The sequence below is a fragment of the Sutcliffiella tianshenii genome (assembly GCF_016908565.1).
In the GTDB taxonomy this organism is placed as follows: domain Bacteria; phylum Bacillota; class Bacilli; order Bacillales; family Bacillaceae_I; genus Sutcliffiella_A; species Sutcliffiella_A tianshenii.
The window spans coordinates 124,133-138,968 of the sequence record NZ_JAFBED010000003.1 but is presented as its reverse complement, the minus strand read 5'-3'; the positions used below and the strand labels follow the sequence as shown (position 1 = coordinate 138,968).

Below are 14,836 nucleotides of genomic sequence, written 5' to 3'. Positions count from 1 at the left end.
TTTCCTATCTAATCAGATAGTGATTGACATGAAAAAAATAGGAATGTATATTAATAGAATATTATTTATAAAAATACATAATAATACGTTGTTACAGATAACTTAGGGGGAAAATAAAGTGAAAAAGTTAACAATCATGATAGTCGCATTATTTATGTTAATAGCGCTAACCGCTTGCGGAAGCGATGATGCCGGCTCGGGGAAATCTTCTGAGCCGTTGAAGGTAACGTTGCCGACATGGACAGGCTATGGTCCATTATTTTTGGCAAAAGAGAAAGGTTTTTTTGAAAAGAATGGCATTGAAGTGGACCTATCCATTGTGGAAGGGTTGGCTGAGCGCAAACAGGCATTGGCAAGCGGGAAAATCGATGGCATGGCTACTGCTCTTGATGTTCAAACAACATTGGCGGCATCCGGCATTCCGGTGAATGTCGTCTGGATCCTAGATGACTCCTTTGGAGGGGACGGAATCCTTGTGAAAAATGACATCAAGGATGTGAAAGACCTGAAGGGGAAAACGATGGCATTTGAAGTGGGTTCCACGAGTCATATGCTTGCACTTACAGCCCTGCAGCAAGGAGGCTTGACAGAAAATGATGTCGAGGTTGTACAAATGTCTGCCGGTGATGCCGGTGCAGCGTTTGCTGCCGGGAAAGTGGATGTGGCTGTCACTTGGGAGCCATGGCTATCCAAAGGTGCGGATGCGGGTGGAAAAGTATTATTGACGACAAAGGACCTGTCAGGAATCATTGTCGATACGGTCAGCTTCAAAGAAGAAGTAATCAAAAATCGCCCTGATGATGTGAAAGCTTTTGTAAAAGCAATGGGAGAAGCGATGGACTATTGGAAAGAGAATCCCGAAGAAGCCGATGAGATCATGGCAAAAGGCCTCAAGATTGATACAGAGGAATTCGTTGCCACAAAAGAAGGCTTGAAGTTCTTCACAAAAGAAGAGAACAAAGAATTGTTCGGTACAGAAAGCAGCAAAGGATCCATCTATGAATCTACCGAAAAAGCGATCAAGTTCTATAAGGAACAGGGGATCATCGATAAGGAGCCGAAAGCGGAAGATATCATCAACGGAAGCTTCCAATAAAATTTAAGAACCTAACATATGGAAGGTCTCTTTCCTCCAATGTTAGGTTTTTTTATAAAAGATAAATAGAATTGGGTGGGTGCTATGCTAGCGAAGATCTTTACTCCTAACAAAGAAATACCTAAAATGCTCTATACTTCAGCAGGATTTGTCACCTTCTTGCTATTTTTAGCCTTCTGGTCAGTGCTGAGCTATGGGGGGATCGTGAACCCATTGTTCTTACCGACGCCAACAGCAGTATTATTCACAGGAATTGACCTGTTTGTAAACGGAGATCTCCTTTCTGATATCGGAATCAGCTTTTCGCGCGTATTGGTAGGATTTCTAGTGGCTGCAGCCATCGGGATCCCACTCGGAATATTAATGGGTTCCCTGAAGATCATGGAAGGAGCATTTGAACCGATCATCGGTTTCATCCGCTATATGCCGGCATCGGCCTTTATTCCTTTGTTGATACTGTGGATTGGCCTTGGAGAAGCGGAAAAAATGAGCGTCATTTTCCTTGGGACCTTCTTTCAACTGACCCTCATGATCATGGATGTCACGAAAAATGTCCAAAATGAATTGATTGATGTTTCCTATACATTGGGAGCAAACAAGGTCCAAGTCTTTACAAAAGTGATTTTGCCTGCTTCCTTGCCAGGGATTGTCGATACACTGCGCATCACATTCGGGTGGGCATGGACGTATCTGGTCGTGGCGGAAATTGTCGGTGCGTCAAGCGGATTGGGCTACATGATCATGCATGCATCCCGTTTCCTTCAGCCTGATAAAATCATTGTCGGGATCCTGATCATCGGTCTATTGGGGCTGATGACAGATTTGATATTTAAAGCTATCTACCGAGCGTCGTTTTCGTGGATGAGAAAGGATGGTCTATAAGATGACTTCTACACATACAACACAGTTATGGACACCAAAGCTTGAAATCAAAGAAGTGGGAAAAACCTTCAAGACCAAAAGCGGGGAGACCTCAGCCCTTGAGAAAACCTCTTTCTCCATAAACGAAGGGGAGTTTGTCACCATCCTCGGACCTTCCGGCTGCGGAAAATCGACCGTGCTTCGAATCGTCGGTGGCCTTGAGGAAGCGACTACAGGTGAGGTGCTGCTTGATGGCAAGGCAATCCAAGGTCCGGGCCCTGACCGCGGCATGGTGTTCCAATCCTACACGCTCTATCCATGGTTGACCGTCAAGGAGAATATTTCATTCGGTTTGAAACTGAAAGGGTCATCCCAGAAGGAACAGGACGATGTTGCACGTCATTATCTGCAATTGATCGGCCTGGAAGGGTTTGAAAATCATTATCCCATCCAATTATCGGGTGGCATGAAACAGCGCGTTGCCATTGCACGCTCCCTCGCGAATGATCCTGAAATCCTGTTGATGGACGAACCATTTGGAGCATTGGATGCCCAAACAAGGAACATCATGCAGGAGGTCTTATTGAAGGCATGGGAAGAGTCGAAGAAAACAATCCTTTTCATCACCCATGATGTCGACGAATCCATCTTCCTCGCAGACTCTGTCTATGTCATGACAGCAAGACCCGGACGCCTGAAAAAGAAAATCCCGATCACATTGGAACGCCCAAGGCAATTCAGCATCAAAGGAACAACCGAATTTGCCAACTACAAACAGGAATTACTGGAACTGATCAGGGAAGAAAGTTTAAAATCAATATAAGCGGGGATAGATTCCTTGTCCCACTTACTTTTTGTGTGGGACAGGTGACCTGTCCCCGGAAAGGCATGATGAACATGGACGCCAAATCCTTTATCTCCAAAACAATAAAACCTGCTCTGAAGAACAGTCCGCCGGGTGAATGGATGCCAAGTATCACGGAAAACTGTATTCGCCTTAATTCCGGCTATCCTGCACCAGCGCTTGTTCCGGATCAAGAGCTGAAGGCGGCAGTAGTACGCCTCCTGGACGAGGAGCGGGACTTGCCTCTTCACTATCTTGGAAGTCCTCACATCGACAAGCTGAAGGAGCAAATTCAAGATAGATTGGATGAGCGTGGCATGCGTGTGTCCAAAGAAGAGCTATTGGTCACTTCCGGTGCATGCCAGGCGATCGATCTGATTGCCAGGATCCTCCTTGATGAGGAATCGGTTGTTGCAATCGAAGCACCGACCTATATGGAGGCATTGGAAATCTTCCGGAACTACACAAATCAGTACATCTCCATCCCTGTTGATGAACATGGGCTTCAGACAGATCTACTCGAAAAAGAACTTGAAGAAAGAAAACGCACCGGACTCAGTTTGCCGCGTTTTTTATATACCATCCCGACTTTTCAAAATCCAACCGGGACCACACTGACTCTAGAGCGTAGAAAGCATCTGCTGGAGCTTGCCTCCACCTACAACTTTCTCATAGTCGAGGACGATGCCTATGGGGAGCTTGCATTCGGCGAAAGCCCAGAGACGTTGAAAGCAATGGACAAAGAGGGGCGGGTGCTTCATATCGGTTCGCTCTCCAAGGTCGTGGCACCGGGCATGCGTATCGGCTGGGTAGCGGGAGCCAGTGATTTCATTACAACACTATGTTGGTTCAAAAAAGACCTCGAGCATCCTTTTGCCCATAGCACGATGGCAACTTACCTGGAAAACATCGACTTCAAAGTGCGCTTAGAGATGCTGAAGAATACCTATCGCGAAAAGTGTGCGGTCATGCTCTCAGCCTTGCAGGAAAATATGCCTGAATCCGTTACATGGTATGTGCCGAAGGGAGGATATTTTGCCTGGGTGAGGCTTCCTGGAGTGGATACGTCGGAATTGCTGGAAAAGGCAATGGCAGAAGGAGTGGCCTACATCCCTGGAAAGCACTTTTTTCTGGATTCCGTAGAAGGAAAAGAGTATCTGCGACTATCCTTCAGCTATGCGGATGAGAAGGAGATAGGGGAAGGAATAAAGAAACTAGGGAAGCTAATCAGAAAATAAAATGGCTGTCCTGAAAGTTTAAAAGCTTTCGGACGGCCATTTTGTTGTTAAATTCCAATCAGCGGCATTCACCAAAATTCAGGTTCATTCTACTGGAATTCAACCGGAATTTGTCATATCCAGGAACCTTATCATAGCTTACCGAGTATGATAGAAGAGGGAGCTCTGGTAGTAGAGCTATCTACGAATAAATTGAGGTGAACTGATGCTCATTTCAGAGTTGGATGAGAATGCGTTAACAGATCATCAAATTGCAAGTCTATTATTCAATGGCTTGGAGGATGATCAGCACAACGGCGACTGTATTCTTGTTGTCGGCAGCAGCAAAGCGGTGCAATATCGTCTGCCAAAAGCAGTAGAGCTATACCACAATGGCAGAGCAGGTAAGATACTATGTGCCGGTGGTGTGAAATGGGACGGGCAGGAGGCTGTAGAGGCTGTTGCGCTAAAAAATGAAGCTGTCAAAATGGGAGTCCCCGACAAAGATATATTAGTAGAGGAACTCTCCCTCCATACGAAAGAGAATGTGCTGGCATCCATGCTGATATTGGACAGGGCATTTTCCCTTCATAAAATAGACAGGCTGCTGATCGTCACCACTGCCTTTCATATGAAAAGACTCCACCTGACGCTGAAAACCTATATGCCATCATGGGTCAACTTTACCCTCTGTCCGGTCAATGACCTCACAACACGTGCGGATAACTGGTTTGAGAGTGAAATGGGGAGAAAGCGGGCCGAGGCAGAGGCCCGGAAAATCATCATGTATGTCAAACAAGGCGCCTTAGTGGACGAAGATATTTCCCTGTGAGTCACTTTCCAAAATAGAAAGTGACTTTTCTTGTTTTATAACACGTCCTGAACGTATTTTAAGCCTGGAACAAAGCTTCTCAGGCTACCTAGGAGACATGTGGATGTTTCACTGAAAATAGTGATATTTTTTTCCGTGAATCTTGTAAAATGAGGTTAATAAAAGAAAAGAAGGGGTGATTCACTTGAAAAGCAGAATGAACCAGTTGTTTGACGAACAAAAAAGCGTTCACGTGCTGTATGCCTATAATGGAATGAAGCATTATTTTGAACAAGTAGTGGAGTTTATACATAATGGGATTTTGGCGGGAGAATATGTGATTCTTATTGAAAATGCTCGTCTTTATCGCATAATCGAAAAAGAATTGAGCAAGAGATTAACAAAAGAACAAATGAAGTTTTGTCACTGGATCAACAGCTTCGATTTCTACTTTTCAAGTGGCAGCTATCATCCTCCTGCTATCGAAAAGTACTTTCAGAAAACTGTACATCCCTATATAGAAAAGAACATTTCTTTCCGGTCCTGGGCACATGTGGAGTGGAGATCGATGGAGGAGCCGCTGCATCTGATAGAGGATTTTGAAAGAATAGCAGATAAAGCAGTGAATGTGGTTTCCTTCCCATTGATCTGTGCATACGAAGGTGAAAGGATGCCAGACTATCTGAGAAATATCCTGCTTGAGACACACCCTTACGTTTTGGTGGAAGATGATCTGATTGACTCCGAGCAATATCATACTAGTACGAGATAAAAAGAGGAGTCACCTTATTTAATAGAAAAGGTGACTCCTCTTTTCAATGTAAAAAAATGACTTTCGACTTTCGTTGATCTTTTAAGATTGAACAACCAACGCATCTTTCTTTTGCTTCGAATAACGCCAAGCATAATCAAACTCCAACGTCACAACGCCCTTAATATCTATAAAACTAACAAGCCCATATTCCCTCGTTAAGAAGCGGTTGTGCTCAATGGCACGTCCGATTAGTTCCTTGTTATTCTGCAAATCCTTGATAATAACCGTACTATCAGCAAGCTCCACCTCATAGGATTCGGTTCCATCACTGTATGTTCCGATAAAGTCATGCCAGTCAGAAGGATTTGGTGTATACGCCAGCTCAAACTCCGGGCATGCCTTCGTATCCACGACAATGCATCTATCACCATGATTTGGAGCTAGAGGAGGGAGGCCGACAGAGAAGACATTGTTGCCGTTCTCGTCCTGGGCACTGTAGATGTCGCTTGTTTGCCTTTTCAATTCATAGCTATTTTCACGATGCTTCATGAGCAGTTTCCCGGAAAGCTCAGTTATTTCGAACAGACCGTGGTAGCTGTGAAGGTAGGTCCCTTCATAGGCTTTACCGTCGATATCATCCGTTAAAATAGGTTGTGCAGAAGGCTCGGAAATGTTCGCTTCATCCTTCAGCAGTTCATCCACGATCTCATAGCCTGCCTGGAAGATGTTCTCCCCGTTCGCAAGGGCAATGACCGCAATCCCTTTTTCCGGAACAAGGATGAACTGGCTGGAGTACTGGTAGCTGTACTGGCCATAATGCCAGAAGCGCTCGATGCCGTCCTTCGTCTCCTTGAAGAAGGTGATGCCGCAGCCCCCATCATTCGTTGTATACCACTTGCTCTGCTCTTTTCTCATCTCCTGGATTGAAGCAGCGGAAAGGATCTGCTTATCATTGAACATCCCGTCCTGCAGATGCATCAAGGCAAAGTTGGTCAGGTCCTTGATGGAAGAGAACGCATAATAGGACGGATAGCTCGCACTGTTATCAAAGAACTGTTTCGCAAGCGTCAAACTTCCCTCCGCATCCCGGTCATGAGGCAAGGACAACGGCTGGGTCATCGCCCGTAGCGGATGATAGGTAGTCTGCGTCATCTCAAGCGGATTAAACAGCATCTCCTGCATCAGATCTGCAAACTTCACACCGGTCACAGTCTCCGCGACAAACCCTGCAATGTTCAGCGCATGATTCCCATATGAATAAGCAGTTCCAGGCCTAAATAGCACAGGCAAGGTTGGGACCACCTCTTTCATATAATCATAAAGCCCCGATTCCTTATAAAAGAAACTCACATCTCCGCCAGTAGGAAGGCCTGATGAATGGGTCACCAGCATACGAACCGTAATTTCCTTCGAGCGCTCTGCATCAGCTGTGACAAACCAAGGCACATAATGCTGAACCGGCTTGTCCAGGTCTATCACCCCTTTTTCCACAAGCATCATGATTACCGTCCCAGTGAAAAGCTTGCTGACTGAGGCGATGCGGAAGAGCGTGTTCTCTGTGACCGGTGTTGCCCAGTCTTCAATATGTGTTTTGCCGTAGCCTTTGGAGAGGGTGACCTCGTTGTTTTGCAGAATTGCAAAGGCTGCAGCGGGTAGGTTGTTGGATTGCATTGAGTTATGGATGATTTTATTTATATTGCTTATTGTTGTAGTCATACTTTATCCCCTTTAATATATTCCTGCACAATAATAATTCTCTATTAGATTCGTCATTTCCTTTATTATATAAAAGTAACAGACGGTAGTAGAGTTATAAAAAAAGCCGCCTCCCCATCAGGGAAAGCGGCTTCTCTCACTTCTTCAAACTACTATAAACAACCAACCGATCCGAATACTCCCGCACACTCCGGTCAAATGTACCGGTACATGTAATGAGGTTTAAATTACTCTGAAACGAATAATCAAATATCGCATCAACCGGCGCTTCGCCTTCTCCATAGGTCTCAATCCGATCAACTACATAAGTAAGGGAATCTCCTTCTTTGTTATATACTTGAATCTCATCCCCTGGCTCCAGATTCTTTAGCTCAAAGAACACAGCCGGACCATTTCTGCTATCAACATGTCCGGAGATGACAGTGTTGCCTCGCTCGCCTGGCATTGGGCCTTCGCTGTACCAGCCGACGGTCTCAAAAGATTCAGGTACGCCCATTTGGCCGTTTTCGATGACGCCGACTTGTTCTACCGTTGCGTCGACCCCGATTCTAGGGATGACGATTTGATGTGGTTCTATGGTGGTCCGTTCTTCTTTGACTACTTTCCCGTTCTCATTGGTGGAGGGAGTGCGGTTGGGGATGGCTGTTTTTTCTTTTTCCGGGGATGCCGCTTCTGTGGTGGCAGCTTCGGTTTTCTGGGTATCTTTTTGATTAGCGTTGTTCGCAGTATCGTTAGCAGATGAGCATCCTGCAAAAAGCAGCATCATGGTGGATACGATGATAAGGTGCTTCATGGGTAGCGACTCCTTTTTGGATAATAGAAAGAGAGGGAGGACCCTCTCTCAGCTATCAATCTATTATTGTTGGTTACCAAGCTTTCTTCTAGCGATCACGGCCATGGCTACTATAGCAGAGATCACTCCTGCAATGCTCCACATGATAGCAGGATTCATACCAGTTGTTGCTGCTCCACCCATACCGGCATTCGGCATGTCGGATGGTTTTTCTTCAGCGAATTTCTCAGGATGCTGGTCCACAATAGCACCTGCCATCATCTCGCCAACATCGAACATGTGCGCATAAGCTTCACGGATGGTGTTATAGGCAGTTTCATAGTCACCTTCGTTATAGCTGTTGAATGCCTTCAGTAACTCATCGATATGCATCTGCAGTCCGGCTTCAAGGTCTTCTGCTTTCAGTCTTCCTTCTGTAGCTGTTTCAAGGAATGCTGCCTGTTCCACTTTATACTCTTCCAGCTCGGCCAATGCCATTTCTTTACCTTCTTCGTTTTCTTCAGCTGTTGCTACCACATAGTCAACGAAATAACCGATATGGCTGCTCCAGATCTCTTCGAATTGCGCTCCGCCTTCTTCACCGTAGACAGATGCTACCGCTGCAGAAAGGTCAGTCGTATTTCCGCCTAACGCTGCTGCTGAGGCATCAAAGTCGCCGGCGCCGTCAATTCCTTTTTGCATCGCAAGGATTGCCAGTGCAGCATGCTCGGAGAATAGGTGGTTCAAGTCAGAGCGTAAGTCTGCTGCCGGTGTATCGACACTTGTGTTCTCGAATTTTTCAGGGAACTGATCAGTGATTGCCCAAGATAATCCCTTACCAGGAGAATACATATGCTCGATCGAATGTCTCAGGTTCTCATATGTTTTTTCAAAATCTCCAGCTACGTAGTTATCAAATGCCCAGACAAGCTGTTCCACGTGCATTTTCAATCCTGCTTCTAACTCTGCAGCTTTTAAGCGGCTTTCAGTTGCTGTGTCGAGGAACGCTGCCTGTTCCACTGTATATTCATCAAGCTCGGCAAGTGCCTGCTGTCTTCCTTCTTCATTGTCTTCCGCGGTTGCTGTTACATAGTCGACGAAATAGCCGATATGGCTGCTCCAGATTTCTTTGAATGCGGCGCCGCCTTCCTCACCGTATACGGAAGCTACTGCTGCTGACAGGTCGTCCGTATTTTCGTTCAATGCACCTGCTGCCTGTTCGAAGTCCTCTGCTCCGTCAATCCCTTTTTGCATCGCGACTACTGCCAGGAATGCATGCTCTGAAAGTAATGCATCCAGGGAAGCCCGAAGATCTGATGCTGGTGTCGATACGGAAGTCATATGGTCACCATGCGATCCGTGATCCTCTGCATTCGCTACTCCATATGCTGGCAGTAATAACCCGACACTTAATGGTACTGCAATCATTGCTTTTTTCCAGTTCACATTTTTCTTCATCTACAAACACTCCTTTATGATTTGGTTTCAACTACCTAACGCCCCGGATCAAAAGTTGGATCACTTTTTTTGAAAAAAATATAAATATAAGTACATGATATTCATTAATCAATAATATTTATCTGTTATAAGATAACTTTTTATTGATAAACAATAAATATAAATCTATAATAAAAATACAAAAAACATTTAGAAGAGGTGTAATTAATGAAAAGAGAAACAATTTTTCTGAAAATAGCTTTGTTCCTGATTGGAGCACCGGTACTTGCTTTGTGTATATTTGCGGTACCGAAAATAGCGAAAGGGGTAGCGGAGTTTGTTGAGGCTCCTTATGTGAATTACCTTATTCTCATTGGTGTGTATGCCTCTGCGCTCGCGTATTTTGCAGCATTGGTTCAGGCGTTTAAACTTTTAAGCTATATTGACAAGAATATAGCTTTCTCGGAACTATCGGTGAATGCACTGAAAAATATCAAATACTGTGCCATCGCAATCAGTAGCATTTACGTGCTATTCCTTCCGCTCTTTTATATCGTGGCGGAGATCGATGATGCACCGGGTCTCATCGTCATGGGCATGGGCCTTATATTTGCAAGCTTTGTCATTGCCGTTTTTGCCGCTGTTCTTCAAAAGCTTTTGAAAGATGCAATCGATATAAAATCTGAAAATGATCTTACGGTCTGAGGTGATAATATGGCTATTATAATCAACATTGACGTTATGCTGGCAAAACGGAAAATGAGTGTCACCGAACTCACTGAAAAGGTAGGCATCACCATGGCCAACCTTTCCATCCTGAAGAACGGCAAGGCAAAGGCTATCCGCTTTTCTACCTTGGAGGCAATATGTAAGGCACTTGACTGTCAGCCCGGGGATATCCTGGAGTATCGGGACGAAGAATGAAGAGATTACTTCTTGTGGTAATGATTTTCTTATTCCTTGCAGCCTGCAGCAGTCAGGAGAAATCCATGGAAACTGCCAAAGATACCGTACTGATAGAAGTCAAAAACAGTACCGAATACGAAATTTACAGCTTAGAGCTGCGCTATTATCATACTGATACACTTTTTGGTTCACAGCAAACAATGAAAGCGGAAGATGGCCCCCGATTGAGGAAAGGGGAATCGCTTGCTTTTATTCTGGAAGAATCAAATCTTAATTTTGAGCAAGAAGTATTTTTTGAACTTGCACTGATTGATGTGTTGAATAACAGAAAAAGAGTAGTGATCGGTGAGAAATTCCCTTTAACGCTAAAGAAGGGGAAGAGGTATCAGTTGAAATTGACCGGTGATGCCCCAAACAATTTGGCAGTCACTGGTCTGGAAGAAGAATCATAAGAAGCTAACGCCAACCGGGGGTATAACCTCTGGTTGGCTATTTTTGATAGAAATAAGTAAGTTTAAGTTTTTTAATTTTTCAAAAAAGAGATTGTGTTTAGATCTTCATTTTGAAATAATTGGTACTAACTAGGGTGCATAGAAGACGAAGAGTTGGAGGAGAGGGAAAATGGAGAGTCCAATTAAAAATCAGATCAATACAATCTTTGTTCATGTCAGCAATCTAAAAGAATCAGTTAGGTGGTACTCCGAACTGCTGGGACAGCCCTATAGCATGGACAAGGTCGAGGAGCCCGTGTATAACATGGATATCAACCATCATACAGGTTTGACACTTGATGCAGGGCCAAAAGGGAAAATCAAGAAGCAAGCGCAAAGTGATCACCCATTGTTCAATTTCCACACAGAGGACATCGAGAAGGCTTATACTTTTGCAAGGGAAAAGAACCTGCAAATCAGCAGCGAGATCACTACTTTTGAAGATTTTGCGTTTTTTACAGTCAAAGATCCGGATGGCAACACCATAATGATCTGTACAGGGTAACTAGTAAAGGAGGTATGGAACATGATTAAAAGTCCAGTCAAAAACAAGATCAAAACAATCTTCATTCCGGTGAGGGATATCGAGAAAGCGAAGGAATGGTATAAGGCAATGCTCGGGATCGAGGATGGGGAAATCCAATTCGGCCACCTGTTCATTGCGGAGATGGAAGGTACAGGGATGATCCTTGATACGATGCCAAAGTGGCGCGATGAAAACGGAGAGCTACCGACATTAAATGTCCCGGTCATTCAATTTGGTACGGAAGATATTCATGCATCCTACCAATTTATGAATGAAAACGGCGTTAATCTTGTTACGAAGATAGAGCACGGCCATTTCTTTGTGTTCAGGGATTTGGATGGGAATATGATGATGGTGTGCCAGGATTGAATATAAATATGGAAAGACTCGTCAAGACAGGTTGACGAGTTTTTTTATTGGTTACAATCTTTTACTTACACATCCAAAAGAACATTAAAGTTCTTACCTGACAACCATTAATAGTATGATAGGTGTATCTGATACAAATAGTGAAGGGGAGAAACCCATGATAAAGAAGCTTGCCTTGATAGTGATTATTGTACTATCCCTTTCAGCATGCCAGTCTGAAAGCTCCGAGAGTGCGGAAGAGCTGCTGCAGAAGGATTGGAGTGAAATAGAAGAGTCCGCAAAAGGGACGACCGTCCGCATGTATATGTGGGGAGGGGATGACGGGATCAACCGCTATATGGATGAATTTGTCGCCCCGCGCTTGAAGGAGGAGCATGATATTACGCTTGAGCGGGTTCCGATGGACACAAACGAGATCCTGCAAAAGCTGTTCAATGAAAAGAAGGCCGGCAAAGAGAAGGGGACAATTGATGTCATCTGGATCAACGGCGAGAACTTCAAAAATGCCAAGGACAATGAGCTTTTGGTCGGACCTTTCACAGAGAAGCTGCCGAATGTCCAGAAGTATGTAGAATCCGAAAGCTTGGATATCCAATATGACTTCGGGACGGAAGTGGAAGGCCTGGAAGCTCCATGGGGCAAGGTGCAGTTTGTGTACTTTTATGATGAAGAGAAGATAGCTGACCCTCCCAAATCCTTCGGCGAATTGAAAGCTTGGGTCAAGGAGAATCCAGGGCGGTTTACGTATCCCGAAGCTGCAGATTTTACTGGGAATGCATTTTTGAGACATCTTTTATATGAAGAAGTGGCAAGTCCGGACGAATTACTGGAATCCGGCTTCAATGAAGATTTGCTAGAAAGTGGGGAGGAGAATCTTTGGAGCTACCTCAGGGACATCAAGCCTTATCTATGGAGAGAAGGGAAAACCTATCCTTCAGACCTGACAGAGCTTGATCGCTTATATAACCAGGGGGAAGTGTGGATGACCTTCGGGTATAACGAAGCACGGGCAGAGAGTCTGATAAAAAACGGCAACTTCCCGAAGAGCACGAAATCATTCATCATGGATTCCGGTTCGATTGGCAATACACATTTCCTCGCAGTGCCATTCAATAGTCCAAACAAAGCGGGGGCGATGGCGTCCATTAACTATCTTCTATCCCCAGAGGCACAGCTGATGAAATATGATTCCACCTACTGGGGAGAAAATATTGCATTAGATCCTGGGAAGCTATCGGAAGAAGATAAGGCTAAGATGGAGTCAATGGATAGAGGAGCTTCTGTGCTGCCGCCTGAGGAGCTTGCCGAAAAGAACCTGCCGGAAGTGGATGCGAAGTATGTGAACTGGATAAAGGAGCATTGGATCAATGAAGTGGTCAAGACAGACTAAACACTTTCTGGCATTTCTGCCTGCTCTCATCCTGATCAGCTTTGTCGTCCTCTATGCGCTCTTTCTTTCCTTTTGTGAAAGTGTGGCCTGCAGCACAGGTTGGACGTGGGAACATTATTCGACCCTTTTCGAAGAGGATCGCTTCCGGGATTCAATTGTATACAGTCTATCTATAGCAGGAGTGTCCACCCTTTGCTCCCTTGTGATTGGCTTGGGCGTGACAAAACTGCTGCACCATAGGCTTTTGAGTGGAAGGTCTCGGAGCCTGCTATGGCTTCCGATGCTTTTCCCCCACTTTGTCTGGGGATACATGATGATCCTCTTGTTCTCACAGACAGGTTGGCTCTCTTCGATATTTTATAGATTAGGTGTCATTGAGACGGCGTCTTCCTTTCCGCTGATCATTCAGGATGAACATGGAATGGGCATCATCCTTACGTATATATCAAAGGAGGTTCCATTTGTGGTCCTGCTCCTGCTGCCGGTGTATATGAATTTGCCGAAGGAGCTGCCTCAGGTGGTAAGGACCCTTGGGGGAAGCAGGTGGAATGTGTTCAAGACGGTGGAGTGGCCATGGGTCTATCCTGTAATCGTCGAGGCGGGCATCATTGTTTTTGCCTTTGTCATCGCAGCATTCGAGTTGCCTTACCTGCTCGGCACGACCTACCCTCAGATGGTATCGGTCGTTGCATACGAATGGTTCTTCCAGGGAGATTGGAGCAAGCGGCCATTATCCTTCGCTTTCATGATCTGCATAACCGTCCTCATTCTGTTCATCACGGCAGCTGCCTCCTCCTCGATGAATAAGAAACGCTATCAGATGATGAGGGGAAATAACTAGAAAATGGATGATTCTATGAAAAGAACTTGGCATTTCGTGTGGGGGCTATTCTTTCTCACACCGGTCCTATTACTTCTATTAAATAGCTTTGCCTACAACTGGAGATGGGGTGAGGTGCTGCCTCCCGGTTTAAGCCTGAGGGGCTGGTCTGTACTTATGGGAGAGCCGCAACTGATCCGAGCGGTGCTTACAAGCCTTGCTATCGGGATCAGTGTCATTCTCCTGAACTTTGTCATCGCCCTTCCAGCAGCGAGAAAGCTCGCTTTTCATACTTTTAAAGGCAAAGCGTGGCTCGAAACCCTGTTGATCCTCCCGATACTCATCCCGAGTCTAGCTGTTGTAATGGGGATTCATATTGCGATGATCCGCGTCGGGTTAAGTGACACGATACTTGGTGTGATTTTGATTCACCTGATCCCGACCGTCCCTTATTCAATCAAGATTTTCCGTGCAGGATTTGAACGCCTTGGCGAGGGTTGGGAGAACCAGGTAGTGACGCTTGGCGGGAACAAGCTGTACGCGTTCTATTCGGTGTACCTTCCACAGATGACCTCAAGCTTCCGAAGTGCGGTATTTCTCATATTTGTAATTTCACTAGGTCAATTCGCCCTTACCTCCATCATCGGAGGGGGGAATGTGCTGACACTGGCACTGCTTTATTTTCCCTACCTGAAAACTGTCGATACCTCGGTGATTGCAAGCTTTTCGCTCTTGTTTGCCTTTCTTCCGATATTGGTGATCATCTTGTTTGAAGTTATGTTCCATTTAATGAATCCCTATAAAAACCGTTCGTTCAGGAAGTGAT

At 45.2% G+C, this 14,836-nt stretch carries 17 protein-coding genes; 14 read left to right on the top strand and 3 right to left on the bottom strand.

Translation table 11 applies throughout. The features are described 5' to 3' along the window. Positions 1-118: 118 nt before the first annotated feature. The 6 genes from JOC95_RS07680 to JOC95_RS07655 all read left to right on the top strand — a co-directional run bounded on the left by JOC95_RS07680 (position 119) and on the right by JOC95_RS07655 (position 5,601). Entirely contained in the window at positions 119-1,096 is a 978-nt protein-coding gene (locus JOC95_RS07680; RefSeq protein ID WP_204414922.1) for an aliphatic sulfonate ABC transporter substrate-binding protein, read from the top strand. A gap of 84 nt (positions 1,097-1,180) precedes the next feature. After that, entirely contained in the window at positions 1,181-1,978 is a 798-nt protein-coding gene (locus JOC95_RS07675) for an ABC transporter permease (protein ID WP_204414920.1), read from the top strand. 1 nt (position 1,979) lies between these two features. Further along, positions 1,980-2,780, top strand: a complete 801-nt coding sequence (locus JOC95_RS07670; protein WP_239582777.1) for an ABC transporter ATP-binding protein — start codon at positions 1,980-1,982, stop codon at positions 2,778-2,780. A 74-nt stretch (positions 2,781-2,854) separates the two neighbouring features. Next, positions 2,855-4,039 carry an aminotransferase-like domain-containing protein gene (locus tag JOC95_RS07665; RefSeq protein ID WP_204415514.1) on the top strand — a complete coding sequence of 395 codons (1,185 nt, stop codon included), beginning with the start codon at positions 2,855-2,857 and terminating at the stop codon, positions 4,037-4,039. 205 nt (positions 4,040-4,244) lie between these two features. Then, the gene (locus JOC95_RS07660; RefSeq protein WP_204414917.1) at positions 4,245-4,850 is read left to right on the top strand and encodes a YdcF family protein; all 606 of its coding nucleotides are present in this window, start codon (positions 4,245-4,247) and stop codon (positions 4,848-4,850) included. Positions 4,851-5,025: 175 nt separating this feature from the next. After that, a complete protein-coding gene (locus JOC95_RS07655) occupies positions 5,026-5,601 on the top strand; it encodes an MEDS domain-containing protein (RefSeq protein WP_419096230.1) in 576 nt (191 codons plus the stop codon). Between the two features lie 81 nt (positions 5,602-5,682). Here JOC95_RS07655 and JOC95_RS07650 read toward each other — a convergent pair whose 3' ends face one another. From JOC95_RS07650 to JOC95_RS07640, 3 genes are all read right to left on the bottom strand, one after another. Beyond that, positions 5,683-7,299: a serine hydrolase domain-containing protein gene (locus JOC95_RS07650; RefSeq protein ID WP_204414915.1), complete on the bottom strand. Its 1,617-nt coding sequence runs from the start codon at positions 7,297-7,299 to the stop codon at positions 5,683-5,685. A 136-nt stretch (positions 7,300-7,435) separates the two neighbouring features. Then, the gene (locus JOC95_RS07645) at positions 7,436-8,092 is read right to left on the bottom strand and encodes a class F sortase (RefSeq protein ID WP_204414914.1); all 657 of its coding nucleotides are present in this window, start codon (positions 8,090-8,092) and stop codon (positions 7,436-7,438) included. 63 nt (positions 8,093-8,155) lie between these two features. Further along, on the bottom strand, positions 8,156-9,517 hold the full coding sequence (locus JOC95_RS07640) for a copper amine oxidase (protein ID WP_204415512.1): 1,362 nt from the start codon (positions 9,515-9,517) through the stop codon (positions 8,156-8,158). Positions 9,518-9,736: 219 nt separating this feature from the next. Here JOC95_RS07640 and JOC95_RS07635 point away from each other — a divergent pair, with 219 nt between their 5' ends. The 8 genes from JOC95_RS07635 (at position 9,737) to JOC95_RS07600 (ending at position 14,835) form a co-directional block, all read left to right on the top strand. Beyond that, positions 9,737-10,213, top strand: coding sequence for a DUF2975 domain-containing protein (locus JOC95_RS07635; protein ID WP_204414913.1), 477 nt, complete (start codon positions 9,737-9,739; stop codon positions 10,211-10,213). Between the two features lie 9 nt (positions 10,214-10,222). Further along, positions 10,223-10,432 (top strand): helix-turn-helix domain-containing protein, encoded by a 210-nt coding sequence (locus tag JOC95_RS07630; protein ID WP_204414911.1) that lies wholly within the window; start codon positions 10,223-10,225, stop codon positions 10,430-10,432. Beyond that, positions 10,429-10,866 (top strand): putative periplasmic lipoprotein, encoded by a 438-nt coding sequence (locus JOC95_RS07625; RefSeq protein WP_204414909.1) that lies wholly within the window; start codon positions 10,429-10,431, stop codon positions 10,864-10,866. The genes JOC95_RS07630 and JOC95_RS07625 overlap by 4 nt, the downstream gene beginning before the upstream one ends. Before the next feature lie 169 nt (positions 10,867-11,035). Then, positions 11,036-11,410 (top strand): VOC family protein, encoded by a 375-nt coding sequence (locus JOC95_RS07620; protein WP_204414907.1) that lies wholly within the window; start codon positions 11,036-11,038, stop codon positions 11,408-11,410. A gap of 21 nt (positions 11,411-11,431) precedes the next feature. Continuing rightward, positions 11,432-11,800 (top strand): VOC family protein, encoded by a 369-nt coding sequence (locus tag JOC95_RS07615; protein WP_204414905.1) that lies wholly within the window; start codon positions 11,432-11,434, stop codon positions 11,798-11,800. A 157-nt stretch (positions 11,801-11,957) separates the two neighbouring features. Continuing rightward, positions 11,958-13,190: an ABC transporter substrate-binding protein gene (locus tag JOC95_RS07610; RefSeq protein ID WP_204414903.1), complete on the top strand. Its 1,233-nt coding sequence runs from the start codon at positions 11,958-11,960 to the stop codon at positions 13,188-13,190. Beyond that, entirely contained in the window at positions 13,168-14,031 is an 864-nt protein-coding gene (locus JOC95_RS07605) for an ABC transporter permease (RefSeq protein WP_204414901.1), read from the top strand. The genes JOC95_RS07610 and JOC95_RS07605 overlap by 23 nt, the downstream gene beginning before the upstream one ends. 15 nt (positions 14,032-14,046) lie before the next feature. Beyond that, positions 14,047-14,835 carry an ABC transporter permease gene (locus JOC95_RS07600; protein ID WP_239582775.1) on the top strand — a complete coding sequence of 263 codons (789 nt, stop codon included), beginning with the start codon at positions 14,047-14,049 and terminating at the stop codon, positions 14,833-14,835. The last annotated feature ends 1 nt before the right edge of the window (position 14,836 follow it).

What these genes read in the sequence shown, in the direction of transcription:
- JOC95_RS07675 (WP_204414920.1), top strand. Translation starts at nt 1,181, where the DNA reads ATGCTAGCGAAGATCTTTACTCCTAACAAAGAAATACCTAAAATGCTC.
- JOC95_RS07670 (WP_239582777.1), top strand. Translation starts at nt 1,980, where the DNA reads ATGACTTCTACACATACAACACAGTTATGGACACCAAAGCTTGAAATC.
- JOC95_RS07665 (WP_204415514.1), top strand. Translation starts at nt 2,855, where the DNA reads ATGGACGCCAAATCCTTTATCTCCAAAACAATAAAACCTGCTCTGAAG.
- JOC95_RS07660 (WP_204414917.1), top strand. Translation starts at nt 4,245, where the DNA reads ATGCTCATTTCAGAGTTGGATGAGAATGCGTTAACAGATCATCAAATT.
- JOC95_RS07650 (WP_204414915.1), bottom strand. Translation starts at nt 7,299, where the DNA reads ATGACTACAACAATAAGCAATATAAATAAAATCATCCATAACTCAATG.
- JOC95_RS07645 (WP_204414914.1), bottom strand. Translation starts at nt 8,092, where the DNA reads ATGAAGCACCTTATCATCGTATCCACCATGATGCTGCTTTTTGCAGGA.
- JOC95_RS07635 (WP_204414913.1), top strand. Translation starts at nt 9,737, where the DNA reads ATGAAAAGAGAAACAATTTTTCTGAAAATAGCTTTGTTCCTGATTGGA.
- JOC95_RS07630 (WP_204414911.1), top strand. Translation starts at nt 10,223, where the DNA reads ATGGCTATTATAATCAACATTGACGTTATGCTGGCAAAACGGAAAATG.
- JOC95_RS07625 (WP_204414909.1), top strand. Translation starts at nt 10,429, where the DNA reads ATGAAGAGATTACTTCTTGTGGTAATGATTTTCTTATTCCTTGCAGCC.
- JOC95_RS07620 (WP_204414907.1), top strand. Translation starts at nt 11,036, where the DNA reads ATGGAGAGTCCAATTAAAAATCAGATCAATACAATCTTTGTTCATGTC.
- JOC95_RS07615 (WP_204414905.1), top strand. Translation starts at nt 11,432, where the DNA reads ATGATTAAAAGTCCAGTCAAAAACAAGATCAAAACAATCTTCATTCCG.
- JOC95_RS07610 (WP_204414903.1), top strand. Translation starts at nt 11,958, where the DNA reads ATGATAAAGAAGCTTGCCTTGATAGTGATTATTGTACTATCCCTTTCA.
- JOC95_RS07605 (WP_204414901.1), top strand. Translation starts at nt 13,168, where the DNA reads ATGAAGTGGTCAAGACAGACTAAACACTTTCTGGCATTTCTGCCTGCT.
- JOC95_RS07600 (WP_239582775.1), top strand. Translation starts at nt 14,047, where the DNA reads ATGAAAAGAACTTGGCATTTCGTGTGGGGGCTATTCTTTCTCACACCG.